Source organism: Lentzea kristufekii, assembly GCF_033949925.1.
Classification (GTDB): Bacteria; Actinomycetota; Actinomycetes; order Mycobacteriales; family Pseudonocardiaceae; genus Lentzea; species Lentzea kristufekii.
Map to the genome: position 1 here is coordinate 1 of NZ_JAXAVV010000017.1, position 26,196 is coordinate 26,196.

Annotated in this window: 32 protein-coding genes; 15 read left to right on the plus strand and 17 right to left on the minus strand. The window is 67.4% G+C overall.

Translation table 11 applies throughout. The features are described 5' to 3' along the window. Positions 1-62: 62 nt before the first annotated feature. A complete protein-coding gene (locus SK571_RS30195) occupies positions 63-638 on the minus strand; it encodes a TetR/AcrR family transcriptional regulator (protein WP_319987472.1) in 576 nt (191 codons plus the stop codon). Between the two features lie 90 nt (positions 639-728). Between SK571_RS30195 and SK571_RS30200 the strand changes: the two genes are divergently transcribed. Together SK571_RS30200 and SK571_RS30205 are read left to right on the plus strand one after the other, a co-directional pair. Beyond that, on the plus strand, positions 729-1,910 hold the full coding sequence (locus tag SK571_RS30200) for a cytochrome P450 (protein ID WP_319987473.1): 1,182 nt from the start codon (positions 729-731) through the stop codon (positions 1,908-1,910). Positions 1,911-2,149: 239 nt separating this feature from the next. Beyond that, entirely contained in the window at positions 2,150-2,674 is a 525-nt protein-coding gene (locus SK571_RS30205) for a hypothetical protein (RefSeq protein WP_319987474.1), read from the plus strand. Positions 2,675-2,784: 110 nt separating this feature from the next. Here the strand turns inward: SK571_RS30205 and SK571_RS30210 are convergent, their stop codons facing one another. The 4 genes from SK571_RS30210 to SK571_RS30225 all read right to left on the minus strand — a co-directional run bounded on the left by SK571_RS30210 (position 2,785) and on the right by SK571_RS30225 (position 4,841). After that, a complete protein-coding gene (locus SK571_RS30210; protein ID WP_319987648.1) occupies positions 2,785-3,120 on the minus strand; it encodes a YnfA family protein in 336 nt (111 codons plus the stop codon). A gap of 228 nt (positions 3,121-3,348) precedes the next feature. Beyond that, positions 3,349-3,789 (minus strand): MerR family transcriptional regulator, encoded by a 441-nt coding sequence (locus SK571_RS30215; RefSeq protein ID WP_319987475.1) that lies wholly within the window; start codon positions 3,787-3,789, stop codon positions 3,349-3,351. After that, the gene (locus SK571_RS30220) at positions 3,786-4,121 is read right to left on the minus strand and encodes a hypothetical protein (protein ID WP_319987476.1); all 336 of its coding nucleotides are present in this window, start codon (positions 4,119-4,121) and stop codon (positions 3,786-3,788) included. The genes SK571_RS30215 and SK571_RS30220 overlap by 4 nt, the downstream gene beginning before the upstream one ends. Positions 4,122-4,328: 207 nt before the next feature. Continuing rightward, a complete protein-coding gene (locus SK571_RS30225; protein WP_319987477.1) occupies positions 4,329-4,841 on the minus strand; it encodes a DinB family protein in 513 nt (170 codons plus the stop codon). A gap of 124 nt (positions 4,842-4,965) precedes the next feature. Here SK571_RS30225 and SK571_RS30230 point away from each other — a divergent pair, with 124 nt between their 5' ends. After that, positions 4,966-5,598, plus strand: a complete 633-nt coding sequence (locus tag SK571_RS30230; RefSeq protein ID WP_319987478.1) for a class I SAM-dependent methyltransferase — start codon at positions 4,966-4,968, stop codon at positions 5,596-5,598. 16 nt (positions 5,599-5,614) lie between these two features. On the opposite strand, the gene SK571_RS30235 is transcribed toward SK571_RS30230, so the two are convergent. The 6 genes from SK571_RS30235 to SK571_RS30260 all read right to left on the minus strand — a co-directional run bounded on the left by SK571_RS30235 (position 5,615) and on the right by SK571_RS30260 (position 11,505). Beyond that, the gene (locus tag SK571_RS30235) at positions 5,615-6,190 is read right to left on the minus strand and encodes a vitamin K epoxide reductase family protein (RefSeq protein ID WP_319987479.1); all 576 of its coding nucleotides are present in this window, start codon (positions 6,188-6,190) and stop codon (positions 5,615-5,617) included. A 20-nt stretch (positions 6,191-6,210) separates the two neighbouring features. Then, the gene (locus tag SK571_RS30240) at positions 6,211-6,897 is read right to left on the minus strand and encodes a DsbA family protein (RefSeq protein ID WP_319987480.1); all 687 of its coding nucleotides are present in this window, start codon (positions 6,895-6,897) and stop codon (positions 6,211-6,213) included. Positions 6,898-6,915: 18 nt separating this feature from the next. Then, entirely contained in the window at positions 6,916-7,296 is a 381-nt protein-coding gene (locus tag SK571_RS30245; protein ID WP_319987481.1) for a hypothetical protein, read from the minus strand. 22 nt (positions 7,297-7,318) lie between these two features. Further along, positions 7,319-9,364, minus strand: a complete 2,046-nt coding sequence (locus tag SK571_RS30250) for a heavy metal translocating P-type ATPase (RefSeq protein ID WP_319987482.1) — start codon at positions 9,362-9,364, stop codon at positions 7,319-7,321. Between the two features lie 3 nt (positions 9,365-9,367). After that, positions 9,368-9,778: an ArsR/SmtB family transcription factor gene (locus SK571_RS30255; RefSeq protein WP_319987483.1), complete on the minus strand. Its 411-nt coding sequence runs from the start codon at positions 9,776-9,778 to the stop codon at positions 9,368-9,370. A gap of 389 nt (positions 9,779-10,167) precedes the next feature. Next, the gene (locus tag SK571_RS30260; RefSeq protein ID WP_319987484.1) at positions 10,168-11,505 is read right to left on the minus strand and encodes an MFS transporter; all 1,338 of its coding nucleotides are present in this window, start codon (positions 11,503-11,505) and stop codon (positions 10,168-10,170) included. A 20-nt stretch (positions 11,506-11,525) separates the two neighbouring features. Between SK571_RS30260 and SK571_RS30265 the strand changes: the two genes are divergently transcribed. The 3 genes from SK571_RS30265 (at position 11,526) to SK571_RS30275 (ending at position 13,986) form a co-directional block, all read left to right on the plus strand. Next, complete coding sequence (locus tag SK571_RS30265) at positions 11,526-11,882, plus strand: ArsR/SmtB family transcription factor (protein WP_319987485.1); 357 nt, start codon at positions 11,526-11,528, stop codon at positions 11,880-11,882. Positions 11,883-12,008: 126 nt separating this feature from the next. After that, a complete protein-coding gene (locus SK571_RS30270) occupies positions 12,009-12,656 on the plus strand; it encodes a DUF305 domain-containing protein (protein WP_319987486.1) in 648 nt (215 codons plus the stop codon). 61 nt (positions 12,657-12,717) lie between these two features. Then, a complete protein-coding gene (locus SK571_RS30275) occupies positions 12,718-13,986 on the plus strand; it encodes an MFS transporter (RefSeq protein WP_319987487.1) in 1,269 nt (422 codons plus the stop codon). A 3-nt stretch (positions 13,987-13,989) separates the two neighbouring features. Here SK571_RS30275 and SK571_RS30280 read toward each other — a convergent pair whose 3' ends face one another. Continuing rightward, positions 13,990-14,505: a hypothetical protein gene (locus tag SK571_RS30280; protein WP_319987488.1), complete on the minus strand. Its 516-nt coding sequence runs from the start codon at positions 14,503-14,505 to the stop codon at positions 13,990-13,992. An 8-nt stretch (positions 14,506-14,513) separates the two neighbouring features. Further along, on the minus strand, positions 14,514-15,560 hold the full coding sequence (locus SK571_RS30285; RefSeq protein WP_319987489.1) for a HupE/UreJ family protein: 1,047 nt from the start codon (positions 15,558-15,560) through the stop codon (positions 14,514-14,516). A 254-nt stretch (positions 15,561-15,814) separates the two neighbouring features. Here SK571_RS30285 and SK571_RS30290 point away from each other — a divergent pair, with 254 nt between their 5' ends. Then, positions 15,815-16,396, plus strand: a complete 582-nt coding sequence (locus SK571_RS30290; protein WP_319987490.1) for a class I SAM-dependent methyltransferase — start codon at positions 15,815-15,817, stop codon at positions 16,394-16,396. 6 nt (positions 16,397-16,402) lie between these two features. Here SK571_RS30290 and SK571_RS30295 read toward each other — a convergent pair whose 3' ends face one another. Then, positions 16,403-17,005 carry a TetR/AcrR family transcriptional regulator gene (locus tag SK571_RS30295; RefSeq protein ID WP_319987491.1) on the minus strand — a complete coding sequence of 201 codons (603 nt, stop codon included), beginning with the start codon at positions 17,003-17,005 and terminating at the stop codon, positions 16,403-16,405. Positions 17,006-17,086: 81 nt separating this feature from the next. Between SK571_RS30295 and SK571_RS30300 the strand changes: the two genes are divergently transcribed. Both SK571_RS30300 and SK571_RS30305 read left to right on the plus strand, forming a co-directional pair. Further along, complete coding sequence (locus SK571_RS30300; protein ID WP_319987492.1) at positions 17,087-17,731, plus strand: class I SAM-dependent methyltransferase; 645 nt, start codon at positions 17,087-17,089, stop codon at positions 17,729-17,731. Then, on the plus strand, positions 17,728-17,901 hold the full coding sequence (locus SK571_RS30305; RefSeq protein WP_319987493.1) for a hypothetical protein: 174 nt from the start codon (positions 17,728-17,730) through the stop codon (positions 17,899-17,901). The genes SK571_RS30300 and SK571_RS30305 overlap by 4 nt, the downstream gene beginning before the upstream one ends. A gap of 393 nt (positions 17,902-18,294) precedes the next feature. On the opposite strand, the gene SK571_RS30310 is transcribed toward SK571_RS30305, so the two are convergent. Continuing rightward, positions 18,295-18,576 carry a DUF3040 domain-containing protein gene (locus SK571_RS30310; protein WP_319987494.1) on the minus strand — a complete coding sequence of 94 codons (282 nt, stop codon included), beginning with the start codon at positions 18,574-18,576 and terminating at the stop codon, positions 18,295-18,297. A gap of 249 nt (positions 18,577-18,825) precedes the next feature. After that, positions 18,826-19,560 (minus strand): M23 family metallopeptidase, encoded by a 735-nt coding sequence (locus SK571_RS30315; protein ID WP_319987495.1) that lies wholly within the window; start codon positions 19,558-19,560, stop codon positions 18,826-18,828. 315 nt (positions 19,561-19,875) lie between these two features. Here SK571_RS30315 and SK571_RS30320 point away from each other — a divergent pair, with 315 nt between their 5' ends. The 4 genes from SK571_RS30320 (at position 19,876) to SK571_RS30335 (ending at position 23,796) form a co-directional block, all read left to right on the plus strand. Next, positions 19,876-20,253, plus strand: coding sequence for a hypothetical protein (locus SK571_RS30320; protein WP_319987496.1), 378 nt, complete (start codon positions 19,876-19,878; stop codon positions 20,251-20,253). 128 nt (positions 20,254-20,381) lie between these two features. Continuing rightward, positions 20,382-21,494, plus strand: a complete 1,113-nt coding sequence (locus SK571_RS30325) for a PLP-dependent cysteine synthase family protein (protein ID WP_319987497.1) — start codon at positions 20,382-20,384, stop codon at positions 21,492-21,494. Then, complete coding sequence (locus SK571_RS30330; RefSeq protein ID WP_319987498.1) at positions 21,491-22,774, plus strand: MDR family MFS transporter; 1,284 nt, start codon at positions 21,491-21,493, stop codon at positions 22,772-22,774. The genes SK571_RS30325 and SK571_RS30330 overlap by 4 nt, the downstream gene beginning before the upstream one ends. A 131-nt stretch (positions 22,775-22,905) precedes the next feature. Beyond that, complete coding sequence (locus SK571_RS30335; protein WP_319987499.1) at positions 22,906-23,796, plus strand: cation diffusion facilitator family transporter; 891 nt, start codon at positions 22,906-22,908, stop codon at positions 23,794-23,796. 16 nt (positions 23,797-23,812) lie between these two features. Here the strand turns inward: SK571_RS30335 and SK571_RS30340 are convergent, their stop codons facing one another. Beyond that, entirely contained in the window at positions 23,813-24,481 is a 669-nt protein-coding gene (locus SK571_RS30340) for a DUF305 domain-containing protein (protein ID WP_319987500.1), read from the minus strand. 121 nt (positions 24,482-24,602) lie between these two features. On the opposite strand from SK571_RS30340, the gene SK571_RS30345 reads away from it, so the two are divergent. Further along, positions 24,603-25,547, plus strand: a complete 945-nt coding sequence (locus SK571_RS30345) for a DUF4142 domain-containing protein (protein WP_319987501.1) — start codon at positions 24,603-24,605, stop codon at positions 25,545-25,547. Continuing rightward, on the plus strand, positions 25,540-26,196 hold the full coding sequence (locus SK571_RS30350) for a class I SAM-dependent methyltransferase (protein WP_319987502.1): 657 nt from the start codon (positions 25,540-25,542) through the stop codon (positions 26,194-26,196). The genes SK571_RS30345 and SK571_RS30350 overlap by 8 nt, the downstream gene beginning before the upstream one ends.

Genomic DNA, 26,196 nt, shown 5'->3' on the forward strand with positions numbered 1-26,196 from the left:
TTTGGGAAACATGTCCGCTGAACGAGTGCGTGGCACCCGCCCAGCATAAATGACCGACTGGGTCAGTCAACACTGCTTGCCGCCCGGATGGCGCTGTGCACCACCAAGGCGATGCGATCAGCGGCCTGGTCCGGGTCGGGCTGGCCCGCGTCGAGCCAGGCGATCACGGCCTCGAGGGTGACTGTCGGCACGTACTGCACCGCCCAGTCCAGCCATGGGCCTTCCGGAATCACCGCGGCCAGCTCGCGCCGCGTGACCTCCGCCGACATCGCCTGCATTCCGTTCACCACGTCACGGAAGTCCGGCTCACGCACCGCGTGCCGGAACAGCAAGCGGAACCCATCCGGATCTTCGGCAGCGGCACGCAGCAGCGCAGAGATGCTGCCCTCGTCGTAGTCACCGGAGCCGACCGTTGCTTCCAGCCGCGCACACGCCCGATCGAGTACAGCCCGGTACAGGTCAGCCTTCGAGTCGAAGTGCCGGTACAGCAACACAAGGGTGACCTCAGCTTCAGCTGCCACACCGTCGAGTCCGGTCGCCACATACCCGGCACGGGCGAACGCGCGGGTCGCGGCGTCCAGGATCTGCTCGCGCCGCTGAGCACGCGGCATGCGCCGCACGTTCTGAGGACCCGCCACCACTGCACCTCCACTTGTTTAGAACAGACTAAACAAGTAGCTTTGTTTAAGTCAACTTATACAAACTGACCTGAACAAGGGGCACACGTCATGGTTTCTCCTGCTCAACTGCCGTTCGAGCAGCCCCAGCCGCTGCAGGTCCCTCCGCAACTACGCGTACTTCAGTCCCAGGGCGCGGTCCACCGGATCCGCACCGCGGTCGGCCACGACGCGTGGCTGGTCACCGACTACGCCCACGTGCGCGAGCTACTCGGCGACGACCGGCTCGGCAGATCCCACCCCGACCCGCAGAACGCGGCGCGCACCGGCGAATCCGCCCTGTTCGGCGGCCCGCTGGGAGACTTCGTCACCGAGCGGGCCGACCACGCCCTCATGCGCGCACTGCTGCAACCGCACTTCTCCCCCAAACACATGCGCGCACTGCGTCCCCGCATCGACACACTGACCGCACAACTGCTCGATCAACTGGCCACCTCAGAGACTCCAGCCGACCTGCACGCCGCCGTCGCGGTCCCGCTGCCGATCCTCGTGATCTGCGAGCTGCTCGGCGTGCCGTACGACGACCGCGACCAGTTCCGTGCGTGGACCGAGGCCGCCGCGAACATCAACGACCGCGGCATCTCCGAACAAGGTCTCGGCAATCTGTTCGGCTACGGCATGCGCCTCGTCGAGACCAAGCGACAAGAGCCGGGCGACGACGTGATCTCCCGCCTGTGCGCGACCGACGGCGTCTCCACAGAGGAGGCCGCCATGCTCTCCATGGCACTGCTGTTCGCCGGCCACGAGACGACCGTGGTCCAGATCGGCATGGGCGCGCTGCTCCTGCTGGCCAACCCTGATCAGTGGAACACCCTGCGCGACGACCCCAGCCTCATCCCGAACGCCGTCGAAGAAATCCTTCGCGCGCCAGGCAAAGGCGGTGGCGGCATCCCCCGCTACGCCCGCACCGACATGGAGATCGACGGCGTCAGCATCAGCGCCGGAGACCTCGTCCTGCTCGACAACGGTGCCGCCAACCACGACCCGGCCGTCTTCACCGAGCCGGACCGCGTCGACATCACCCGCCAGGCTTCCGCCCACCTCACCTTCGGACACGGCCTCCGATACTGCATCGGCGCACCACTGGCCCGCATGGAACTACAAGCCGTGTTCTCCCAACTGATCCCGCGCTTCCCCACCATGAGCCTGGCCGTGCCCGTGGGGGACCTGACGGTCCGGAAAGACGTACTGACCGGTGGGCTCACCGCACTTCCGGTGACGTGGGACCGCTGACCTCCCGCTGGGTGCGCTCGTACTCCTCACGATCGAGGATCTCCCACGTCGCCTGGCCGATGGCGAGGACGCCGCGGGCAGGCAGAGCGACGCCATCGCGAACGACCGCGGGGACACCAACATTTCTGGTATCCAGAGTCTGGGGAGCTAGCCCTTCCTCGAAGTGGGACTCCCCTGGGGTCGCGTTGGACGTGGCCACCAGGGCCACCGCTCGCACACCGCACGAGGGGAACCACGACATGGCCGGCTCAGCCCGCCTCACGGTCGCGCTTGGCGCGCTGCTCGTTCTCATCGGCACCTGTACCGCCTGCGGGAGCGGCACGGTCTCAGCCGGGCAGGGCGGCGAACAGTCGGGCGCACCGACAACCACCGCCTCCGCGACGCCGACTTCGCACACTCCTGCCAGTGACACACCATCAGCTCAGACGAAGCAGCAACTCACCGCCGAGTGTGCGAGTGGCGAACTCGACCTCACCACCACGGCCGCAGCCAGTCCCGGCAACTACAGCGTCTGCGTCAAGACGGGGACGCAGCTGCGAATCCGATTGGCCAGCGTCATCGGCGCCTGGGCGAACCTCACCAACACCTCGAGCAACGTGGTCGAAGTCGTCAACCAGAACATCGCGTCCACCGGAGAACTTGCCGCACAGCTGCGTGCCGCTGCACAAGGCACCAGTGTGCTGACGACCACCAGCCTCCACTCCGGCGACCCGCACGGTCCCCCGTCCAACGCGTGGTCACTCGAACTGACAGTGCAGCCATAGACTGCCGACTCTCATTGCGGGCGACTGCTCGACAATGCGGTGGTCACCGTCCAGGAAGTCACCGCACGGCCGCACGCAGTAAGGAATGTCGTGCACGATTCGCTACCAAGTCACCCTCGCGGCGCGTACATGATCACTACGACGCCGAGCAGGCAGATAACGGCGCCGGTGTAGTCCCATCGGTCAGGGCGGAATCCATCCATCACCACGCCCCAGGCCAGTGATCCGGCGACGAAGAACCCGCCGTAGGCAGCGAGGATCCGGCCGAAGTTCGGATCGGGCTGGAAGGTCGCGACAAAGCCGTACGCGCCAAGCGCCAGCACACCTCCGGCGATCCACAGCAGACCCCGATCCTCCCGCAGTCCTTGCCACACCAGCCAGGCGCCGCCGATCTCCGCCACCGCGGCGAGCACGAACAACACCACCGAACGCAGAACCGTCATGATCCAGCAGTCTGGCAGCCACATCCCCCACCGGCGCACCGGTGATGTCGTCGACGTCGAACCACCAGCCATACGCCAGCGCCCACCACTGCGGCGACGGCGAGACCAACCAGCACGTCTCGGAAGCCGAGCGCGGAGAAGAAGCCCGCCACACCTGCAATCCCCAGCACCGGCACCAGGCAGCACAGCAGGCACGCGGCTCCGGCGAGCCAAGCGAACCGCCGGGCCTTGTCAGCAGCAGGAGCCTGCATCGGCAGCCTTCCCGTCGGCGAGGCCGGCGAACGGCAGCGGGCAGGACGGGATGTGCGAGCACACGATCAGGTCGTCACAGCCCGCCGCCACCGCGGCCTTCAACGTGTCCCGGATGATCTCCAGGTCGGCGATCTTGGTCTCGACTTCGGTCAGCTTGGCGGTCGCTCGCGCCTGCAGTCCCGGTTTGCCGTGCCGGTGCGTTCCGAGGTCGAGCAGTTCGGCGACCTCGTCGAGGGTGAAGCCGAGTCGCTGAGCGGCCTTGATGACCCGGATGACGGTCACCGTCTCGACCGGGTAAATCCGATGCCCGCCCAGCGTCCGGTCCGGCTCGGCGAGGAGGCCGACGCGCTCGTAGTACCGCAGCGTCTGCCGGTTCACGCCCGCGGCGTCAGCGACCTCTCCGGCTCGCAACCCGGTCATTTCGACATCCCTTCCGCCCGCGCCGCGAGCGCCTCGAGCACCTCGGCGTGCTGCCCTGGAACCTTGATCTCCAGGTGCAGGCTGCCGCCGGTCGCGACCAGGCTGAAGGTGAAGAACGAACAGCAGCCGGTCTCCCGCACCAACAGGTCAGCCGCCCGCGCGGCCACCTCGGGACGCGGCTGGAGGTCCAGGGACACCGAGGTGGCGTCAACGCGGCGGACGTTCTGCACCGCTTCCGTGAACAACGCATCGAACTCAGCGACACGCAGCGGACGTTCCCCGGTAGGCAACGTGCAGGCCTGCGGCGCCCAGGACTCAGCTTCTGTGCTCATGCTTCGACGGTAAGCCTGTACCTGGGTACCAGATGCAAGTCACTGCCAGCCGCATCCGGCAGCGGCTTTCGCTTCAACCACCGTGACGTCCGGCTCGACTGCCTGTTCGGTCGGCGGCCGCGGGGCCCAGGACGCCGAAGCAACGCAGCCTTTCCTCCGCCACCCTGCGCGGCGGACGCGACGCCGCGCACGTGGTGCGCCGTCTGCTCAAGTGAGCGAGAGTTGATTCCGGTGGAAGTCGAAGTGCTGCACCGGGAAGCGGTACAGGTCCGCCACGGTCATGAACTCGCGGAAGAACGGGTCCCAGCGAGTCGGATAGGGCATGCCCTTCACCAGACCGCTCTCGGTTTCCCGGTCAAGACGCTGGTGCAGTGCAGCGATCGTGCGGTCACACAGCACGACCATCGCCTTGCGGGGCATGAGGCTGCCACCAAGCCATGAACCGAGAAAGTTGACCGCGTCAAAGGGCTTCGTCACCGCGTTGAGCAGCCTCGCCCAGCCACGGCCCACCCGATCCGGCAGGCGAGCCACGATCCGTGCCAACGCCAGCAACGCCCGCATGATCAGGAAGCCGAGCAACATGTGAAACAACAACTGCCGGTTCTTCCAGCGCGTACCGTTCGACGGGCGCCTCAGCTCCTCTTCCGTGGCACCGTCGAACAGGGCGCGGAACGCCGAGCGCGCCCGATCGAAGTCGTGGTGAACCGCAGACCTGTCCACCTGCTCATGGTGCGCCGACTCGGCACGATGCTCAACTCCGGGTTGTCCCGGATGCGGTGAGCACGGCGAACGTGCTCCGCTGGTGAGGCAGCGACCGTTGGGGACTGACCGGGGGCGAGGAACCATGGCGCAGACAGATGACCGCACCACCCGCTGGCAGCGGTACTGGGACCGCAAGTCGGCGAACTACGACAGGGAGATTAGGTGTCCTGGACCGCCGGCTTTCGGTGACTCGCGCCGTTGGGCTTGCTCCCAGGCCACCGGAGACGTGCTCGAGGTCGCTATCGGGACCGGCCTCAACCTACCGTTCTATCCCGACGGCATCGCCGTGACCGGCCTGGACCTCAGCGAACAGATGCTCGATCTCGCCCGCTCCCGCGCACAAGATCTCGGTCGCGAGGTGACCTTGCGACAGGGCACCGCTCATGCCCTGCCGTTCGACGACTCCTCTTTCGACACTGTGGTGTGCACGTTGGGGCTGTGCGCGATCCCGGACCACGAGTCCGCTGTGGACGAGATGGTCCGGGTGTGCGCCCCCGGTGGACAGTTGATCCTCGTCGACCACATCGCCAGTTCGTCCAGGCTCGCCAGGGGTGTGCAGTGGGTCGTGGAGCGGATCACGATTCCGTTGGCTGGCGAGCACTTCCTGCGTCGGCCGTTGAATCTGGTCCAAGCCCGCGGCATGGATGTCGAGCAGCGGCAACGCTTCAAGCTCGGTCTAGTGGAACGACTCGTCGCCCGCAAACCGGCCGCCTGACCAACCTCCGGGCAAGCTACTCGACCAACGTCGTCCAGTAGAACCAGAACGCCTGCAACACCGCACCGGCGATGAGCAGGTACCACAGGATGAGGGCCACGCTGTGGTAGCTGGCCAAGGCAGTCGTGGTGCGCCTTGGCGACGGAAGATGCCCTTGCTCCAGGTTGTGCAGCGTCGTGTACCAGAAGATCGGGATCATGACGGCCCACACGGCCATGCAGTACGGGCACAACGCCCCGATGACGTACAAACTCTGGTAGATCAGCCAATGCACGAAACCGACACCGAACGTGACGCCGGCCTGCAGACCGAGCCAGCACCAGCGCGGTAGTGCCGCTCCGGTCACCAGCACCACGCCGATCGTGCCGACCGCCGCGAACCCGGCAATGCCGAGCAGCGGGTTCGGGAAGCCGAACACCTCGGCCTGCTCAGGCTTCATGATCGAGCCGCAGCTCAGCACCGGGTTGATGCTGCACGTCGGGATGTAGTCGGAGTCCTTGAGCAGCGCGAGCTTCTCGACAGTCAGCACGAAGGCCGCGACCAGGCCGATCCCGCCGCCCGCGATGAGCAGCCACGGAAGCAGCCTGGTCACGAACCGCACGTCGGTTGAGGTCACTTGGCCAGTTCTCGGTCGACCGCGGCCTTGAGCGCGCTGTAGCTCGGCGGACCCTGGAGCTTGGTGGCGTTGATGAAGAACGTCGGCGTGCCCTGGACACCCACGGTCACGCCGTCCTTGCGGTCCTTGAGAACGCGCTCCAAAGTCGCCGGGTCGTTCACATCGGCTTCGAACTTCGCCATGTCGAGCCCGAGGTCGCGGGCGAACCCGAAGAACGTCTCGCGGTGGGAGACCTGCTGGTCGCCCCAGTTCGCCTGGGTCTCGTACATGCGCTGGTACATCGCTTCGAGCTTGCCCTGCTTGCCTGCGGCCTCCACGACGGTGGCGGCCAGTTCGGCGTTGCGGTGGGCTGGAACCGGGAAGTAGCGCATCACGAACGTCACGCGGTCGCCGTACTCGTCTCGCAACTTCTCCACGCCGGGATAGGCCGCCCGGCAGGCCTCACATTCGAGATCGAGGAACTCGACGACGGTCACCTTGGCGCTGGGCGCGTTGGAGAGCTTGTGGCTGTCGGGCCGGACGAGCACGTCCGTCGGTGCGGCAGGAGTGGGCCCGGCGACGTTGGCCGACCCGGTCTGTTGTGGCGCCGAGGGCCCGGTGAGCTTGCTGATCAGGATGAAGCCGCCTAGCACCACCACAACCACAGCGATGATGATCAACGAAATCCTGGCGTTCTTGGTCATGACGACATACAGCGAGATCTACGTCCTCAACACACAGAGGCGCGTGAGCTGAACTCCAGGGCGTCGATCTGGGCCCCGCCATGGCAGAGGTGCGCGCACAACGCTCACGAGGAACAAACGAGGATGGCGAAGGCCAGCGACGGCGAGCAGTACGACGAGCAACACCGCGAGGCAGGCTTCCGCCACACCGCCGAGGTCATCAAGGGGTTCCGAAGCTCCATCGACCGGCAAATCAACGAACACCTGCATGCTGGACGCCGCGCATTGCGCCGTCGACACGACGTCGCGTTCGCACGGTGTGCCCTGGAGCAGCGCGATCCCGACGACCAGCGCGAGCACGGCGAAGACGCGCACGAGACTCACTCGCGCGATCTTCCGCATCGTGCTGGCGCCGGGCACGCGCTCCAGGCTAGCGGGCGGGTCAGCAAGCGTCGCAGCAGCCGGAGTCGCCCTGCTTCGGCATGCTCGCCACCGTGAGGTTCAGCGCCTGCGGCGTGGTCGGAGTGACCGCGGTGACCTCGGGCAGCGGGGTGCTCTTGGCGGCGCGGATGGCGTTGAGGATGACCAGGACCTCGGCGAACTCGTGCACGAACACCACGGTGGCCAGACCCATGACGCCGAAGGCCGCCAACGGGATCAGCACGCCGATGATCGCCAGCGACAGGCCGACGTTCTGCAACATCACCCGGCGGGCATGGCGTGCGTGCGCGAGGACCTGAGGCAGGTGGCGCAGGTCCTCACCCATCAGCGCCACGTCCGCAGTCTCGATGGCCACGTCGGTACCCATGGCGCCCATGGCGATGCCGACGTCAGCGGTTGCCAGTGCCGGGGCGTCGTTGACGCCGTCGCCGACCATGGCGATCTTGCGCCCGTTGCGCAGGTGGTCGACCAGCGCGGCCTTGTCCTCGGGCAGGAGTTCGGCGTGCACAGTGGCGATGCCCGCTTTGCCGGCCAGAGCCGTTGCGGTGGCGGTGTTGTCGCCGGTGAGCATCGCGGTGTCAATGTTCAGCGCGCGAAGCCTGCTGATGACCTCCGGAGCCTCGTCACGCAGCTCGTCGCGGACCGCGACCGCACCGAGCAGAGTCCCGTCCCGCTCGAGGAGCACGACGGTGGCGCCTGCCTGCTGAAGCCGGTCGACCTCGCCGCGCAGCGATCCGGGATCAACCCAGCTCGGCTTGCCCAGCCGCACCGAGGCGCCGTCCAGGAAGCCGGTCAGGCCGTGGCCGGGCACCGCGGTGACGTCATCGGCGGCCGGCACGGTATCCGCGGCCTGCAGGATCGCGCGGGCCAGCGGGTGCTCACTGCGGGCTTCGAGTGCCGCAGCGGTGGCCAGCACCTGCTCGCGGGTGTTCTCCCCGGCGGGCACGACGTCCACCACCCGCGGAGCGTTGCGGGTCAGCGTGCCGGTCTTGTCCAGCGCGACGGTGCCGATGCGGCCGAGTTCCTCCAGCGCGGCGCCGCCCTTGACCAGCGCGCCCTGCCTGCTCGCCGCGCCCACGGCGGCGACGACGGTCAGCGGGATGGAGATCGCCAGCGCGCACGGTGAAGCGGCCACGAGCACGACCAAGGCGCGTTCGAGCCACACCATCGGGTCGCCCAGCAGCGCCCCGAACCCGGCGATGAGCACGGCCAAGATCATGATTGCGGGAACGAGTGGGCGCGCGATGCGGTCGGCGAGACGTTGCCCGGTGCCCTTGCGGTCCTGGGCCTCTTCGACGATGTGCACGATGCGAGCAAGCGAGGAGTCCGAGGCTCGTGCGGTGACCTCGACCTCGATCGCGCCGCCACCGTTGATCGCGCCCGCGTACACAGCGTTGCCAGGACCGGCCTCCACCGGCACCGACTCACCCGTGATCGCCGACAGGTCCAGGTTGGTGTGGCCGGAGCGGATGATTCCGTCGGTCGCGGCACGTTCACCGGGTCGCAGCACCATCCGGTCGCTGACCACGAGCTCATCCGGAGCGACCTGCAGCTCTGTCCCCTCGCGCAGCACCGACGCGGTGGGCGGCACCAGCCCCAGAAGTGCCCGCAGGCCACGGCGCGTGCGGACGATGGCGTAGTGCTCCAGGCCTTCGGCGATGGAGAACAGCACACCGAGCATGGCGGCCTCGGTGATCTGTCCTAACGCGACAGCGCCGATCGCGGCGATCGTCATCAGGGTCGCCACCCCGACCCGTCGACGCAGCAGGCTGCGCACGGCACCCGGCACGAACGAGGCTGCGCCCACCACCGCCGAGGCCAACGTCAGCCCGTTGCCCACCAGCTCGGCTCCCGTGGAACCGAGCCACCAGCCAGCCGCCAGCAGCACCGCCGCAACTGCGGCCAACTGCAGCTCGCGGACCTGCCACCAGCTCCCAGGTCCCTGCTCGGGACCATGGTCGCCATCGTGGTCATCGACCTGCTGGTCGCGTTGCGCTGTGGTCGTCCTCGGACGCGGCTCCTGCGGCCCGCAGCACTCGTCAGCCACGACTCACCCCTCCAGTGCTCTGCTGTCGGCCACACCCGCCACCACGGGCAAGGCCTCGTCCGTCTGCTCTGACAGAACTGCGGCGACCAATGCCCGGCCACGCCCGCTCAGCGCGTACATCACCAGCTTCCCGTCACGCCGGGCCGACACCAGTCCGGCGATCTTGAGCTGCCGGAGGTGGTGCGAGGTCAGGTTCTGCGCCGCACCGACCACCCACGAGGCGTCGCACACGCACAACTCCCCGCCGGCCAGCAACGCCGCGGCGATCCGCAACCGCGTGGGATCGCCCAGCGCCCGCGCCGCCGCTGCGGCCGACTCCACCGCGGACAGCTCAGGCAGACCCGTCCGGATCTCCTCGGCATGTGGCAGGTCCAGACACAACAGGTCACAAGTGTCCCGGCGCTCCTCAGTCACATGCATATCCTAACGCTCGTTGATACATTGGAACAAGCTTCGGTGAGCGTCATCTCAACACCCATTGCTATGTTGGCATCCGGCAGAGCATCCGCCCTCGCTCCACCCCAGAGGCCTACGGCAGTGACCGCCGCCCAGCAGCCGCACGACAGGGACGGAACACCGCGGCACCGCCCAACAACCGACGCACTAGTGCTCAACCGCCGGTCGCGTCCTACCCCCTCGGCCGCACCCCCACAGCCGCGGCACCACACGACGGCACGGCCGGCTACGGGCCTATGGCCCCTCGCCTATCTGGTGCCGACGCTGCTGGTCCTGAGACTGGGCTTCACCGAAGTGCTCGTCCGCGTGACCATCACCGGAACCTGCGCCTACTGCGCACAGTCCGGCTAGCGCGGCCAGCGCTCGTGGTGGTCGTCGATGCGGAACTCGTGTGCGTGCCGCCACGCGCCGCCCGCGAGCACCGCGTCGTGCAGATGGTCATGATCGGGCTCAAGGTCGTGATGCACGTGCTCCACCACCTCCGGGTCATGCGTCGGCCACAGACGCCATGCCACAAGAGCCGCAACCACCGTCACACCACCAAGAACAATGAAGGCCGTTGTCATGCTCGCGGCGGTGGCCACCCATCCGGCCAGCGGGTAACACAGCAACCAGCAGGCGTGTGAAAGCGCGAAGTCCGCAGCGAACAACGCGGGCCGATCGCACGAGTCTGCGGATCGACGCAAGAGCCGCGCACCCGGTGTCAGTGCGAAGGAGCATCCGGCTCCGATCAACGCCCACAGCACGAGCAGCGCAAGCCAGTGCGTACCGCCGAGCAGCGAGGCGAACGCGGAACCGGCGAACAGGAGTACGACCAGCGCCACGGAGGCCCGCAGCACCAGTGCGCGGTCGGTGACGCGGTCGAGCAATTTGGGCAACACCAGTGCGGCAGCCAAGGATCCGACGCCGTTGAACGCGAGCGCGACGGCAACGTCGGAAGCACCGCGACCGAGTATGTCGCGCACGTACGCGACGGTGTTGACCAGCACCATCGAGCCCGCTGCGGCTGCGGCGAGGTGCACGGCCAGCAAACCGCGCAGGCGCGGCGTGGCCAGGTAGATCCGGATGCCACGAGTCGTCGCCGCGTACAGGCTTTCGTTGCGCCTCACCGGCTTTGGTCGCGGCACCACCGCCGACACCACGAGCAGCGCGGAGCCCACGAAACCGATCGCCGTGCCGAGGAACAGGTTGTTGAAGCTCATCAGCACCAGCAACGCCGCAGCCAGCGACGGGCTCAGCAGGCCTTCGAGGTCGTAAGCCATCCGCGAGAGAGTGACGGCCCGCGTGTACTCACGTTCGTCGGGCAGCACGTCCGGAATCGTTGCCTGAAAGATCGGCGTGAACGCTGCCGAGGCTGCCTGCAGCAAGAAGATCAGGATGTAGATCTGCCAGATCTGGTCCACCCACGGCAGCGTCACCGCAACTCCGGCACGGACGAGATCCAGCGTCACCAGCACCGCTCGCCGTGGCAACGCCCCGAGCAGCGCCGCCGCGATCGGCGCCACGCTGACGTAGGCGACCATCTTGATCGCCAGCGCGGTACCGAGCACCGCTCCCGCGTCTGCCCCGGCAAGGTCGTAGGCCAGCAGTCCCAGCGCGACGGTCGCCAAACCGGTGCCGGTGAGGGCCACGACGTGTGCCCCGAACAGGTGGCGATACGTGCGATTGCGCAGAACAGCGAGCATGTCTGGCACTATATGTGCTCATGTACGCACGCGACGACGTTGCAACAACGCATCGCTGGCAACAGCTACCTTCTGGCGGACACGTCGAAGCGGCCGTCGACGGGTTCCGGATGCTCGCCGACGCGACGCGTTTCCGCATGTTGTGGCTGCTGTGCGGGGCCGAGTACGACGTGACGACGCTGGCCTCAGAGGTGGGAATCGCGCGCCCGGCGGTGTCGCAACATCTCGCGAAATTGAGACTGACCGGACTGGTGTCCGGGCGCCGCGAAGGCCGGCGGATGCTCTACCGGGCGCGCGGTGGCCACGTCCAGCGACTGTTGTTCGAGGCGGTCAACGCGGCCGATCACCACCTCACCGGCAAGCCGGACCACGACTGACCGGGAGTTGACAGCGGTGGATCAACGATGGCGCACAATCACCCGGATCGTGGCGGCAGTGGCCGTCGCGGCGATCGTGCTGACGTTGCTGTACGCGGCGGTGGCGAACTTCTGACGAGGAACTCGATGCTTCGACGTGTGGTCGTGCCGGTGGTCGCGTTCGTGGTGGTCGCCGCACTCGGCGTAGTCGGCGGAACGCTATTAAGGACGCAACTGCTTCCGTCGCGGGCAGAGTTCGGTGCCGTTGATGTCGGTTTCTCGCAGGACATGACGGTGCATCACCGCCAGGCGGTCGTGATGGCCGACGCCATCCGCGACTACAGCACCGATCAGGCGGTGCGCCTGCTCGCGTTCGACATCGGCAACGGCCAGCAGGAGCAGATCGGCCGGATGCAGGGCTGGCTCACGCTGTGGGAGCAGCCGGCCACCGCGCCCGGCCCGCACATGGCCTGGATACCTTCGGAAACAGGTCACAGCGGCCACGCGGCAGGTCCTGCTTCGGGGGCCGCGGCCATGCCGGGCATGGCGACCGAGGAGGAGCTCGCCACGCTGAAGTCGTTGCGCGGGCAGGAGCTCGACGTCTACTTCCTGCGCCTGATGATCCGGCACCACCAGGGCGGCATGCCGATGATGCGTGCGGGCGAGCAGTACGCCTCGACCGGCCAGGTGCGCACGTTCGCCGCGAACATGCTGGTCACCCAGATCTCCGATATCGAGCTGATGACGTCGATGCTCGCGCAACGGGGCAGCACACCACTCCCTTCCCCATTTTAATTAAAAAGAGAATTTGCTAGTTGAAATAACATTTTCCATTTCGGCCCGTTAGCGTGAGTGCATGCGACGCACTTTCCGGGGGTATCTGCGCGTTCTCCGCAAGCCGGCTTTCCGGCGGTTCTGGCTTGGGATGATGGTGTCGCGGTGCGGTAGCGCGTTCACCGTCGTCGCGCTGTCCTGGCTGGTGCTGGACCTGGCGGGCCCTCGCGAGCTCGGGCTGGTGCTGCTCTGCTCCGGGCTGCCGATCCTGGTGTGCGGACCGGTCGCGGGAAGGCTGCTGGACCGGTTTCCCGTGCGGCTGCTACTCGGATGGGACAACGCGGTCCGCGGCGTGCTGATCGCGCTCTTGCCGGTGCTCGATTACTTCGGGCAAATTCGAGTCGTCCACATCTGTGTGGTCGGCGCGGTGAGCGCGGCTTTGGCGGCCGTCAGCGAAGTGGCCGAGGGTGTCCTCGTCCCTCGGGTCGTCGAGGACGCTGACCTCGAGTCGGCGAACTCCCTGCTCTCGGTGAACTGGGAACTTGCCTACGTTGTCGGGCCACCTGTGGCCGGTTTCCTCGTCGGAACGGCAGGGGTCAGCACGGCACTGGTGGTCGACGCAGCGAGCTTCGCCATCATGAGCTGGTTTTCCTTCCGGCTGCCGGACCTGCGTGCGCCTGCACGCGAAGAACGTGGCCGCCCGGCGTTCGTGGTGCTGGCGCGACATCCCACGGCATTGTTGCTCACGGCATGTGCCGCGGGGTTCCTGTTCCTGAGCGGAGCGACCGATCTGCTGTACCCGGTGTACGCGCTCAAAGTCCTGCACGACAGTGCGTTCGCGTTCGGTGTGCTGCTCGGCGCCGCAGGTGCGGGCGGTTTGTGCGGTGTCCTCTGTGGACTTCCCTTGTTCCTTCGGCTCCCCGTCCGCGCACGGTTGCCGGTCGTGATCGCTGGTGGGGCGCCGGCGCTGGCGGCGTTGACGCTGACCGACGCGCTTCCGGTCGCGGCGGTGCTCGTCGCGGTGGCCTCGTTCTTGTGGGGCCCGTACTACGCGATCGAACGGTCCTTGTTCCAGCGCAGTGTTCCCGACGACGTGCGCGGCCAGGTCACGGGCGCCCGTGCCGCCGTATGTGCCTTGGGTTTCCCGCTGGGGAGTGCGGCAGGTGGCATGCTGTTCTCAGGACCCGTGTCCGCCGGGGTGATCGCGCTCGCGATCGCTTACCTGGTGCTGGCGACGCTGCCGCTCATCAAGGTCAGGCCCGAACTTCGCCGAGGCGCGCACCAGCGCGCCCCGGCGTGTTCAAGACATGCGTGTACGACTCCCGCCCTCAAAGGCGGAAAGAAGAGCTGAGGTTCAGCAGCCGCGCGGAGGTCCCCGGCGCCCGATTTGGCGTCGCAAGAGGACAGTCCGAACAGGATCGACGTCCGACCACACCGGCACCCCGACGGGGACGTCGGCGGGCATGGGCAGTGACACCAGCAGCCGTGGCCGCAGCGCGGCGAACGCGCCCGCGACGGCGAAGACGACGTCCTCGGCACGAGCCAGCAGGAACCCGGACATCACGAGAGCGGCCGCGTGCGCGGCGATCATCGCGGGGTGCAGTGAGAGGTCGTGGTGGTGCGGCAGGCCGGACAGCCAGGTGAGCATGAAGTGCTGCGACAGCTGGGCTGCCGCGAGGATGGCGACGGTGCGCTTCGCACTGCGCCTGCGATCAGCGAGGGCCGTGGCAGCGCCCGCGATCATGACGGTGAGCAGCAGCGTCGACCCGAGGTCGGGCATGCCCCCGCCTGCCGCCGCGTGGGCGGCGACCGAGACAGCGCTGGACAGCACGGCCACCAGGGCCGCGCGCACCATGCGCAGTTCGGTCATCTTCACGATCAGCCTTCAGCACTCTTCGAACGTGGATCGGTCAGCCACTTGTCGGCGAACTTCTTCAGCGACTCAAGGTCGAACTTCTCGCAGCTCATCGTGTCGTAGGCGTTGATGGCCTTGATCTGCTCGGCCTGGCCCTGCTTGAGCCCGCCCACGACCTTCTGCCCGTCGGGGCCGGTGATGAATGTCCGCAGCTGCCCCACCTGGGCCTCGGACAGGCCCGAGTACTGCACGACGAGGTAGCCATCACCCGCGACGTGTCCGAAGTCGGATTCCGGCGCGGTTTCGCTGGGCTCGTAGAAGTCCTTCGGCGGGTGGTTGCCCTCGCCCTTGAACGTCTCCGTGCGCGTCTTGACCGAACATCCGGCCGCGTAGGCGTCCGCGGGCGGTGCCGGGGCGAACACGCTGAGGACGCTCAGCACGATCGCCGCCACGATCCCGGCGGCGACCAGGCCGCCGTTGGCGAGCTTCGGTGCCTTGTCCCACTTGATCAGGCGGGCGAACACCCGGCCGAGCACGACCATGATCACGATCCCGATCAACTGGCCGATCTCGACGCCGACGTTGAACGCGATCACCCGCCACAGCAGGCCGCTCTCAGGGAGGCCGAGGTCCTGCAGCCGCGTGGACAAGCCGAGCCCGTGCACGAGACCGAACCCGAGCACCGAGGCAGCGAACCAGCGCCACTTCTGCGGACGGCCGATCCAGCCGACCACGCCGACGAACACCAGGCTCAACGCGATCACGACGTCGACCAGCGTGGCGCTGAGCTTCCAGCCCGCCAGCGTGGCGATGATCAGCGTGGTGCTGTGCCCGACGACGAACACCGAGATCAGCTTGGCCGCCCGCTTCAGCTCGCCCGCGAGCAACACGATGCCGGCGATGAACAGCAGGTGGTCCCAGCCCAGCAGCATGTGCTCGATGCCCAGCGGGATGAACTCCCAGGTGTTCTTCCCGGCGGCCGACCCGGTGATGCCGTGGGCGAGCGACTGACCAGGCATGCCCACCATCGCCACCACCAACGCCAGCGCGCCGATGACTTTTCTGCACACCTTTTGCATCAACTCCCTTGCGCGAGAACCCATTGATCAGCGGTAATCCGCTGGCCGGGACCCTAGCCGAGAAGATGTAAGGCGGTCAGTAGCGAGTGCGGTCGGTAGCGCAGGCCACGAGCAGCATCGCGGTCTCGAATGCGAGCAGGTGGTCACCGCTGAGCGCGCACAAGCACGCCAGCGCGAACCACGGCTGAAATTCGGCAACCCTTAACAAACGCGCGCCATTGCAAACTTCGGGCATGACAAGCGAAGTGCGCGACTTCTGGGACCAGCATGCGGCGACCTTCGACCAGGAACCGGATCACGGGCTGCTCGACGCCGAAGTGCGGGCCGCGTGGGCGGCTGTGCTCTTGCCTTTGATGCCGCCTGGTTCGGCGTCAGTGGTTGACCTCGGGTGCGGGACGGGCAGTCTCTCCGTGCTGCTGGCGCAGGCGGGGCACGACGTTTGTGGCGTCGACCTCTCGCCGCGCCTGGTCGCGGCCGCCCAGGCGAAAGCGGACAGCGCCGGGGTGCCGGCTGTGTTCGTGCAGGGTGATGTCTCTCAACCTCCTTACGCACCAGCGTCTTGTGACGTCGTGCTCGCCCGCCATGTGCTGTGGGCGTTGCCGGACCCCGCTGCCGCGCTCAAGCTCTGGGTGAACCTGCTCAAACCCGGCGGACTGCTCGTACTCATCGAAGGGCGCTGGTCGACGGGCGCCGGCCTCACCGCCGCCGAGTGCCGGGCGCTCGTGCTGGACGTTCGCGGGGAAGCCGACGTCACACGGCTGGACGATCCTGCGTTGTGGGGGCGCGAGATCGACGATGAGCGCTACTTGCTCGTCAGCAGGAGCTGAACGACGTCAGGTCAAGAACGCGAGTGTGGTTTCAGCAAGTCGCGCTTCGATCGCCTGAGGATCGGCGGCCGTGGCCTGGCGGAACTTCTGCGAGGCCACCAGGGAGATCAGCCACCAGGCGGCGGCTTCGGTGTCGAGGTCGGCGCGGAGCTCGCCGCCTGCCCGGCCGCGGTCGAGCAGGCCGGTGATCGCGGCGGCGAACCGCTGCACGGCTCGGCGGGTGGCCGCCTCGATCTCCGGTTCGTCGTGGATCGTGGAGGCATCGGCGAAGATCGCTCCCACTGAGCCCGCGCTGTGCACGTGCTGCAGGTGCTCGGGATCGAGCATCATCTTGAGCAGACCCGAAACCGGGATGTCGGCGGTCGTGACGCGGTCGACCATGCGGCAGATGTGGTCGGCGGCGCGGTCGACCACGGCGGCGAACAAGGTCGCTTTGGTGCCGAAGTTCTGGAACACCACCGGTTCACTCACGCCGATCTTGCGGGCGACCGCTGACGTCTTGCCGCGCAGGTAGCCGACCTCGGCGAACAGCTCCATCGCCGCCGCGAGGATCGACTCACGGCGCTCCTCGGCGGTCATCCGGGTCCGGCGCTCCCGTTGTTCGGTCACGGAAGCATCCTAGACACACCTACTTAGTCGTGACTAAGCTCGCCGCACAACTACTTAGTCGTCACTAAGTTAGGGGACGCGATGCACAAGGCCCACTCACACGGGAAACCACCAGGAGACGCCCCTGGTGCGATCCACCAGGCACGCGCATACGAACTGCTTTCCGCACTGGCGTTCACCGGAAGCCGCCGCCGCATCTTCGGCCGCCTGGTCACCCTCGCCAAGGTCAGCGCGGGCGACGAGGTGCTCGACGTGGGCTGCGGACCCGGCTACCTCACGTCGCTCGCCGCGCAGGCCGCACCGGATGGGCGCGCGGTCGGCGTCGACGTGTCCGAGCCGATGGTGGAGGAAGCCCGACGCAAGCGGGCTGGCGCGAACTGCTCGTTCCTGGTCGGCAAAGCGGAGGCACTGGACCTGCCGGATGCGTCGTTCGACGTCGTGCTGTCCAGCCTGGCGATCCATCACATCCCCGAGGACGCCCGTGCGAAGGCGTTCGCGGAGATGTTCCGGGTGCTGCGCCCTGGAGGCCGGGTGCTGATCGCGGATTTCCAGCCACCGAAGGGACTTCTGGCCAGGCACCTGGTCGGGGCGACGGCAGGCGAGACGATGCGCGACAACCCGGTCGAGCGGATCGCCCCGATGCTCGGCGACGCCGCCTTTCGGGTCGGCCCGACCGCGCGGGCCAGCTGGTTCCTTCACTGCGTTCGAGCGGACAAGCCGCTGTGAAGGGACGACTCGCGGGCAAGCTCACCATCGTGGCCGTGCTCGCCGGACTGATCATCCACATCGGACTCGGCTACCGCCTCGGCCTGGTGATCGCCGGGATCGCCATAGCGGCACATCTGCTCGTGGGTGTGGCGGCCCGCAGGTTGTGGCGCCGCCACACCTCGACCTGACACACCATCAACGCCGCGGTGAGCAAGCTGGCTACGCCGCCTACCTGCGCACCAAGTGGCACGGCAGGCGAAACCCTTGGGAGTGGTGATCGCCTGCCACGCCGGTCATCCTGCTCGAGGACATGGGCGCGCTGTGCGGCCTGGTGTTCGCGTTGATCGGCGTGACGATGCCCCTGATCACCGGTGAGGACGTGGAGTCGGTGATCCACCTGCGGACCCTGCACCTGAGCCCGACGAACTGCTGGTCGCCGCCAAGGTCACCATCGGTGCATCAGCCACCGGAGCCGACATCGCGACGGCCATCGACGCGGCTGAACAACGAGCGCGAAACGCAGTCCCGATCGCGCGGGTCATCTACCTCGAACCGACGTGTCCCGGGCCCCGGATAACCCGCTACCCGCGGCGCTTTCGCCAGATCCGCACAGCGAACCAGGCGAACACTCCGAAGACCACGCCCGCGCCGAGCACGATGAGCACCACCGAAGACAACGTCACCCCGACCATCATCACGACCAGGCCAGCCACGTAGAGCAACAGCACCCCGGCGACGACCAGGGTCCGGCGCGGCACCCTGGGTGCGGAGCGGTTGAGCTTGGCGGCCAGCTTCGGGTCGTCCTCGGCGAGACGGCGCTCGACCTCGTCCAGTTCCTGCTGCTCACGGTCCGGCAGTTTCACGTCCGGCCCTCTCGCTGGGCGGCTCAGGGCTTTACCAGAGCCAACGCGGGAACCTGGCCAAGGTTCCCGATCACACGTGGGCGCTGTTCGGCGCGATCACCTGTTCGGCCCTGTCTGTGACACCATCGCCAGCGTGCTGAGCAAGCTGGGTGAGCTGGAACGGGCGGCGATGGAGGTCCTCTGGGACAGCCTCGCCGCGCGCGCGACGGGCACGGGCTGTGCGGTAACGGTCATGAGCAGCACTCCCAGTCAGATCCGGACGCCGAAAGACCGCAACCAGGCCAGAGGGTCGGCCTTGCGCCCCGCCTGGTCCCACAGTTCGAAGTGCAGGTGCGGGCCGGTCGAGTTGCCGCGGTTGCCGACCTCCGCGATGACCTGCCCCGCGCCGACCTGCTGACCTTCGCGCACCGCGTAGCTGTTGATGTGGCCGTACACGGCGACGGTCCCGTCCACGTGCCGGATCCTGACCCACAGCCCGAACCCGCTGGCGGGACCCGCGTCGATCACCACGCCGTCCATCACGGACCGGATCGGTGTGCCGATCCGGTTGGCAACGTCGAGGCCGTAGTGCGTCCCTCCCCACCGAGGGCCGTAGGCCGACGTCAACGTTCCTTCGGTCGGCGCGAAGACCTTGATCTTGCGCCGTTCCTCCGCCTCGCGCTCAGCCAGAAGACGCGCTGCGGTCTCCGCCTCCCGCTGCTCGGTCATCCGCAGGCTCTTGGCGAGTTGTGCCACGTCTCCATCGTGGGCCGGCGGACGTAGCGCGAGCAGTTTCGGCTTGTCGACATCCCCGCCGACACCCGCGTACGCGCCGGTCATGCTGGCCGACAGCAGGCCGGCGTCAGACGACGGAGCAGACGTCGAGGTGGACGCCCCCGCGCTCGTCTGGAACGCCGCGGCGGCACCGGCCGCCACTCCGAAGATGACGAGATTGGCGGACAGCCGCGAGCTAGGCCGCGATCGCGGCTGGACGTGCCGTGCCATCGGATCAGCCCGCAATCCGCCGCGCGACGGGGTGGCACCAGGCGCCACGGGCTGGGGCGGCACTCGCCGACGTGCCTCGAGTATCGCGATTCCGTCGTTGCACCATCACGCTTGTCTACTATGCTAGATAGTAGACAAGGTGGTCATGTGACGTGCGACACCACGATGTCGCCGCCGACCCACGGCACCTAAAGCGTTAGTCCACTATGGATGTACGTGCGCTTTGCACTGCGCCAAGGAAAAACTCGATCTGGTCCATAGTGGACACGATCGAGCGACTACTTCGCGTAGCCAATTGCCGCTAGGTTGATCACCGTGCGGAGCGGAGCGAAGACAGCACGTGGCATCCACGTGGCGGTGCTCGCTGTCACGCTTGCGGTGGTCGCGTCCTTCTTCGGCGCTCTGTGTACGGCGAACACCCACGGATCGTCTGCGACCAGCCATGTGCACGCGGCTGGATTCGACTCCGGTGACCACTGCCACCACGGGCTGACCGAGGCGGACAAGGCGGGACTCGACCGCGCACTTCCCCGCACGAGCGAAACAGCGGGCGCCTCACCGCTGACCTGCCACGGCCTCCTCCTCCGCAGCGCCACTCGCACCGACGGACCGTTCGCAGCCTCACCGGACACCGGTGGCATCTCCAGAATCGGCCGCGAACTGCTGATCATCCTCAACGTCTCCCGGACCTGACCGGCGCACCACGGCATGCAGGAAAACGAGTACGCACGTGACCGCGCGACTTGTTTGCCAACGCTGCCCTGCGCAGGCATTTCCCGAGACCGCCACGGCACGGCCGTGCGCAGAACGCTGAGGACAAGATGCTCACCACCAGTGGCATGCACGCCCCTTCACCCGCACGCTTGCTGACCTCGTCGTCCGCTCCCCTGTGTCACACGCCCGCCTCGGTCGTGGGGAACACTCCGGTCCAGTGGATCGACGACCTGTCGGGTCTTTCGTCCCGCGGTTTCTGGGCGAAGCTCGAGGGCTTCAACCCCGGCGGGATGAAGGACCGTCCCGCGTTGCACATGATCGCCAAGGCCCGTGAACGCGGCGAGCTCGCTCCCGGCGGCGCGGTGGTCGAATCGACCAGCGGCACCCTCGGCCTGGGTCTCGCACTCGCCGGCATCGTTTACGGCCACCCGGTGACGCTGGTGACCGACCCCGGCATGGAACCGATCGTGCAGCAGATGCTGCAGGCGCACGGCGCACGCGTCGACCTCGTGCCATCGTCTCACCCCGTGGGCGGCTGGCAGCAGGCACGGTGCGACAGGGTCACCCAGCTGCTCGCCGACACGCCTGGCGCCTACTGCCCCGACCAGTATCAGAACCCGGACAACGTGGCCGGCTACGAATCACTCGCGCTCGAACTGGTGGCACAACTGGGACGCATCGACGTGCTGGTGTGCTCGGTCGGCACCGGCGGGCACTCCGCCGGGGTGTCACGCGTGTTGCGCGAGTACTTTCCCGACCTGCGCCTAGTCGGTGTGGACACCGTCGGTTCGACGATCTTCGGCCAGCCCGCCCGGCCACGGCTGATGCGAGGCCTGGGATCGAGCATCCACCCGCGCAACGTCGACTACGCCGCATTCGACGAGGTCCATTGGGTCAACGCCTGCGAGTCGGTCTGGGCGTGCCGGAGGCTCGCCACCCACCACCACGCCACCGGCGGATGGAGCGTCGGCGCGGTCGCGGTCGTCTCCAGCTGGCTCGCGCGCACGAACGATCCTGACGTCCGCATCGCGGCCGTGTTCCCGGACGGACCGCAGCGCTACTTCGACACCATCTACAACGACACGTACTGCGCGGCCAACGAACTGACGGTGCGACCCCCGGCCATGGAGCCCGAGGAGATCGTTCTCGCGAGCGACCGCGAGGTCACCGGATGGACGAGGTGCCGCACCGTCACCGACCCGGCGGGAGGCAGGGCGTGACGAACACCCTGCGGCAGTTCCGGTCGTTCGATCGGCCGGTCCGCCTGTTGTTGATCAACCAGTTCAGCATCAACGTCGGCTTCTACATGCTCATGCCCTATCTCGCGATGCACCTGTCCGGGGCTCTCGCCCTGACGGCCTGGGCCGTGGGACTGGTGCTCGGCGTGCGGAACTTCTCGCAGCAGGGCATGTTCCTGATCGGCGGCACGCTCGCCGATCGACTCGGGTACAAGCCTCTGATCGTCGCTGGATGCGCTCTGCGCACGGTGGGATTCGCGGTGCTCGGGTTCGCGGACGGCCTGCCGGCGCTGATCGTGGCCTCGGCCGCGACCGGCTTCGCGGGGGCACTGTTCAACCCTGCGGTGAGGGCGTACGTGGCGCACGACGCAGGACCACGGCGAGTGGAGGCGTTCGCACTCTTCAACGTCTTCTACCAGACCGGCATCCTGGTCGGACCGATCATCGGCCTCGTGCTGACCGGGGTCACGTTCAGGCTGACCTGCCTGGTCGCCGCCGGCGTGTTCGCAGTGCTGACCTTGTTGCAGATCAAGGCCTTGCCGGCCCGCGAACCGGATCGCGAGGCCAGGGGAACATCCGTGCTGCGAGACTGGCGGGAGGTGCTCGGCAACCGCCGTTTCATCCTGTTCGCGCTCGTCATGGCGGGCTCGTACGTGCTGTCGTTCCAGGTCTACCTGGCCCTGCCGCTGGAGGCACGCCGTCTGGCGGGTTCCGACGCCGAGGGCACCGCGCTGGTCGCCGGGCTCTTCGCCGTCTCCGGCATCCTGACCATCGCGAGCCAGTTGCGCATCACCTCGTGGTGCCGGGAGAGGTGGGGCCGGGACAGGTCGCTCGCGGTGGGCCTGGTCCTGATGAGCGCCGCCTTCGTCCCTCCCGTGCTCACCGCGGCGTCGCCAAGCGGCCTGGGCGCGCTCGCGTACGTGCCGCTCGTGCTGTCGGCGTCGCTGCTCGCGCTGGCAACGGCCGTGGTGTTCCCCTTCGAGATGGACATCATCGTCTCGCTGTCCGGAGAGAAGCTCGTCGCGACGCACTACGGCCTGTACAACACCATCGTCGGCGTCGGCATCCTGGTAGGCAATCTGTCCACCGGCGTGGCCCTCGACCTGAGCAGGTCGGTGAACGCGCCATCGACGCCGTGGTGGGGACTCGCCGCCCTGGGTGTGTTCTGTGCCTGGTGTCTGCACCTGCTCAGCCGACCCGTGCCTGCCACACGAGCGAAAGCGCAGGGCGAAGAGTCCGCCCGGAGCTACTATAGGACTTAGTAGAAGCACTGCCTGCCCCACCGGCGTGCACCGAGAAGCCGAGCACGCTAGTATTCATGCACAGATTGCTATGTATGCATGGATGACCTGAGGGGATCTTCGAAGTGGGAACTGGACACGGGCACGGGCATGTGACCGCCGGAGGTCAGCACCGCGGGCGCCTCATCGGCGTGCTCGCGATCACGGCGAGCATCATGGTCGTGCAGGTCATCGGCGCCTTGTTGTCCGGCAGCATCGCGCTCCTCGCGGACGCCGGCCACATGCTCACCGACTCGGCCGGCGTCGCGCTGGCGCTGGTCGCCATCACGCTGGCCGCGCGGCCGCCCACGGCGAAGCGCACGTTCGGACTGGCCAGGGCGGAGATCCTGGCTGCCGCTGTCAACGCGGCCGTGCTGCTCGGTCTCGGCGCGTACATCATGTACGAGTCGATCTCCCGGTTGACCGAACCTCCGGCGCTACAGAGCGGCTCGATGCTCGTGTTCGGCATCATCGGCCTTGTCGGCAACGTCGCGTCGATGCTGCTGTTGTTCAAGGCGCAGAACGCGAGCCTGAACATGCGCGGTGCGTTCCTCGAGGTCGTGACCGACACCCTGGCGTCGGTCGGCGTCATCGCCGCCGCACTCATCGCGATGTTCACCGGCTTCACCCGCGCCGACGCGATCGTCGCGGTCCTGATCGGACTGCTGATCCTCCCCCGCGCGTTCAGCCTGCTGCGCGCAGCGGTCGACGTGCTGCTCGAGGCCGCACCGAAGGACGTGGACCTCGACGACGTCCGGAATCACATCCTGGAGGTGCCGCACGTTCGCGATGTGCACGACCTGCACGCGTGGACGGTGACGTCCGGCATGCCCGTGCTGTCGGCTCACATCGTGGTTGAGGACGAGTGCTTCCACGACGGGCATGCGCCTCAGGTGCTCGACCAGCTCCAGACCTGCCTCGCGGGCCATTTCGACGTCGCGCACTCCACGTTCCAACTGGAGCCCGAGAGCCATGCCGCCCATGAACAGCCTGTTCATCCATGATCGGACAGCGCGAAACTCACTTGGCGCCGAGAGGCTGAGCATTGCGCGCCAAGAGCATGTCCTTGAGCATGCGCACCTCGGTCTTCTGGCTGGCGGCGATGGAGCCGGCGAGGCCGCGCACGACAGGAACGACCGCATTGTCCGCGCCGTAGCGCGCCATCAAGATCCCACCTTCATGGTGGCGCGTCATCAACTGCAGGAACAGCACGTCGAACTCCGCACCGTTCAGACCGCGCAGACGGGCGAGCTCCTGCGACGTCGCCATGCCCGGCATGCTGCCGATCCCCGCACCGGACGTGCCACTCATGCCGGGCATCCCGTCGTGCTCACCGGCCATCCACGTCATGAACGTGCCCGCAGGCGCCTGCTCGAGCTCGCCCCACATGCCCAGCCAGCCCTTCATCCTGCCCACCTGCTCGAGCTGACCCGACGAGATGTCGAATGCGAGCTGACGTACGGCGGCGTCCTCGCTGCGACTCTCGGCCAGGTTGGCCATCTGCACGGCCTGCAGGTGGTGCACCGACATGTCCTGGGCGAACCCGATGTCGACAGCGGTCGGCGCGGCCGGAGGCGAACTCGTCCGGGCGATGGCGATGCCGCCGGCCGCACCGAGCAGCACCAGCGCGACTCCGACCGCGATCGCGATCGTCCGCCGCGGCCAGTTCGAGGCCGACCCTTCACTCATCACTACCTCCATCAGAGACCACCTATCTACTAGCCACTTTAGTAGATAAGCTCGGATAACATTCCGACAACGGCACCTGCTCGACCTGAGCCATCTACTACCGCCCTTCGTAGGTCTCGGCATGGGTGACAGCACGGGCAAGCCGAGGATTCGATGGCTCGCAGCCGTCGTGATCAGCCTCGTGATTCCGTTGGGCGCACCGGCCGGCGCGGAGGCTCAGCACGACAAGACCGGTGCTCCCGCACCAGCGCCCGCACTGACCGGAAGTCTTCCCGCCGCCCCTCTCGGCAGCGGCGGAAAGGGCGACGAGGTGGTGGAGACCAAGTGGGGCCCGCTCGGCGCCGGTGATCGCGACTTCATCTCGAAGGTCCGGCTGGCCGGGCTCTGGGAACTGCCCGCGGGACAGCAGGCGATGCAGAAGTCGCAGAACCCCAAGATCCTGGAGGCGGGCCAGCACCTCATCGACGGTCACACCGCGCTCGACCAGATGATCCGCAACGGCGGGCAGGCTCTGGGCGTCGAGCTGCCCAACCAGCCGAACTCCGACCAGTCGGGCTGGCTGACCGAGCTCACCAACTCCCAGGGCGACGATTACGAGCGCACCTTCGTCAACCGGTTGCGAGCCGCACACGGCAAGGTCTACGGGTTCGCCGCGCAGATTCGCGCCGGAACGAAGAACGAGCTCGTACGCGCGATGGCAGCACAGACCATGAACACGGTCTTCGACCACATCACCGTGCTGGAGAAGACCGGACTGGTCGACTTCGCCGCCCTGCCCTCGGCCACGGTGCTCGGCAAGTCGCCCCCCCGCACCGGACACCGCCTCCACGAGCACAGAACCGTTGCAACGCTCCTCACCGCCGGTCACCCGCACCACGGGATCCAGTTCGACCGGCACGACGACCCTACTCCTCGTGCTCGGCGCGATCGGCGGTCTCGCCGGGCTCTGGCTCTGGGCCAAACGCAGGAAGGTCACGCCCCGATCCTGACCGGGTGTCCGGGTTGTCCCCGATGCCGCAGGCCTCGCGATCGTGCTTCCCTGGACAGGGCAGCGACCGATGGATGAACTGGGGCGAACCATGGCGCGGACCGGCAGTCGGACGACCCGCTGGGAGCAGTACTGGGATCGCAAGTCCACGAGCTACGACAAGGAGATCGGCGTTCTGGATCGCCGGGTCTTCGGTGACTCACGTCAGTGGGCGTGTTCCCACGCCACCGGCGACGTTCTCGAGGTCGCCGTCGGCATCGGGCTGAACCTGCCGCTCTACGCCGACGACGTCGTGATCACCGGACTCGACATCAGCGAGCAGATGCTCGATCTGGCGCGGTCGCGGGCACAGCACGTCGGCCGTGAAGTGACGTTGCGGCAAGGGACTGCTCACGCTTTGCCGTTCGACGACGGCTCGTTCGACACGGTCGTGTGCACCTTGGGGTTATGCGCCATTCCCGATCACGAGACGGCCGTCGACGAGATGGTGCGGGTGCTGCGTCCCGGTGGGCGGTTGATCCTCGTCGATCACGTCGCCAGTTCGTCACGCCTTGCGCGAGGCGTGCAGTGGCTGGTGGAGCGGATCACGATTCCGATGGCGGGAGAGCACTTTCGGCGTCGGCCGCTGCACCTCGTTCAGGGGCGCGGGCTGGAAGTCGAACTGCGGCAACGGTTCAAGCTCGGCGTGGTGGAGCGCCTGGTCGCCCGCAAACCGGGCGATCAGTGA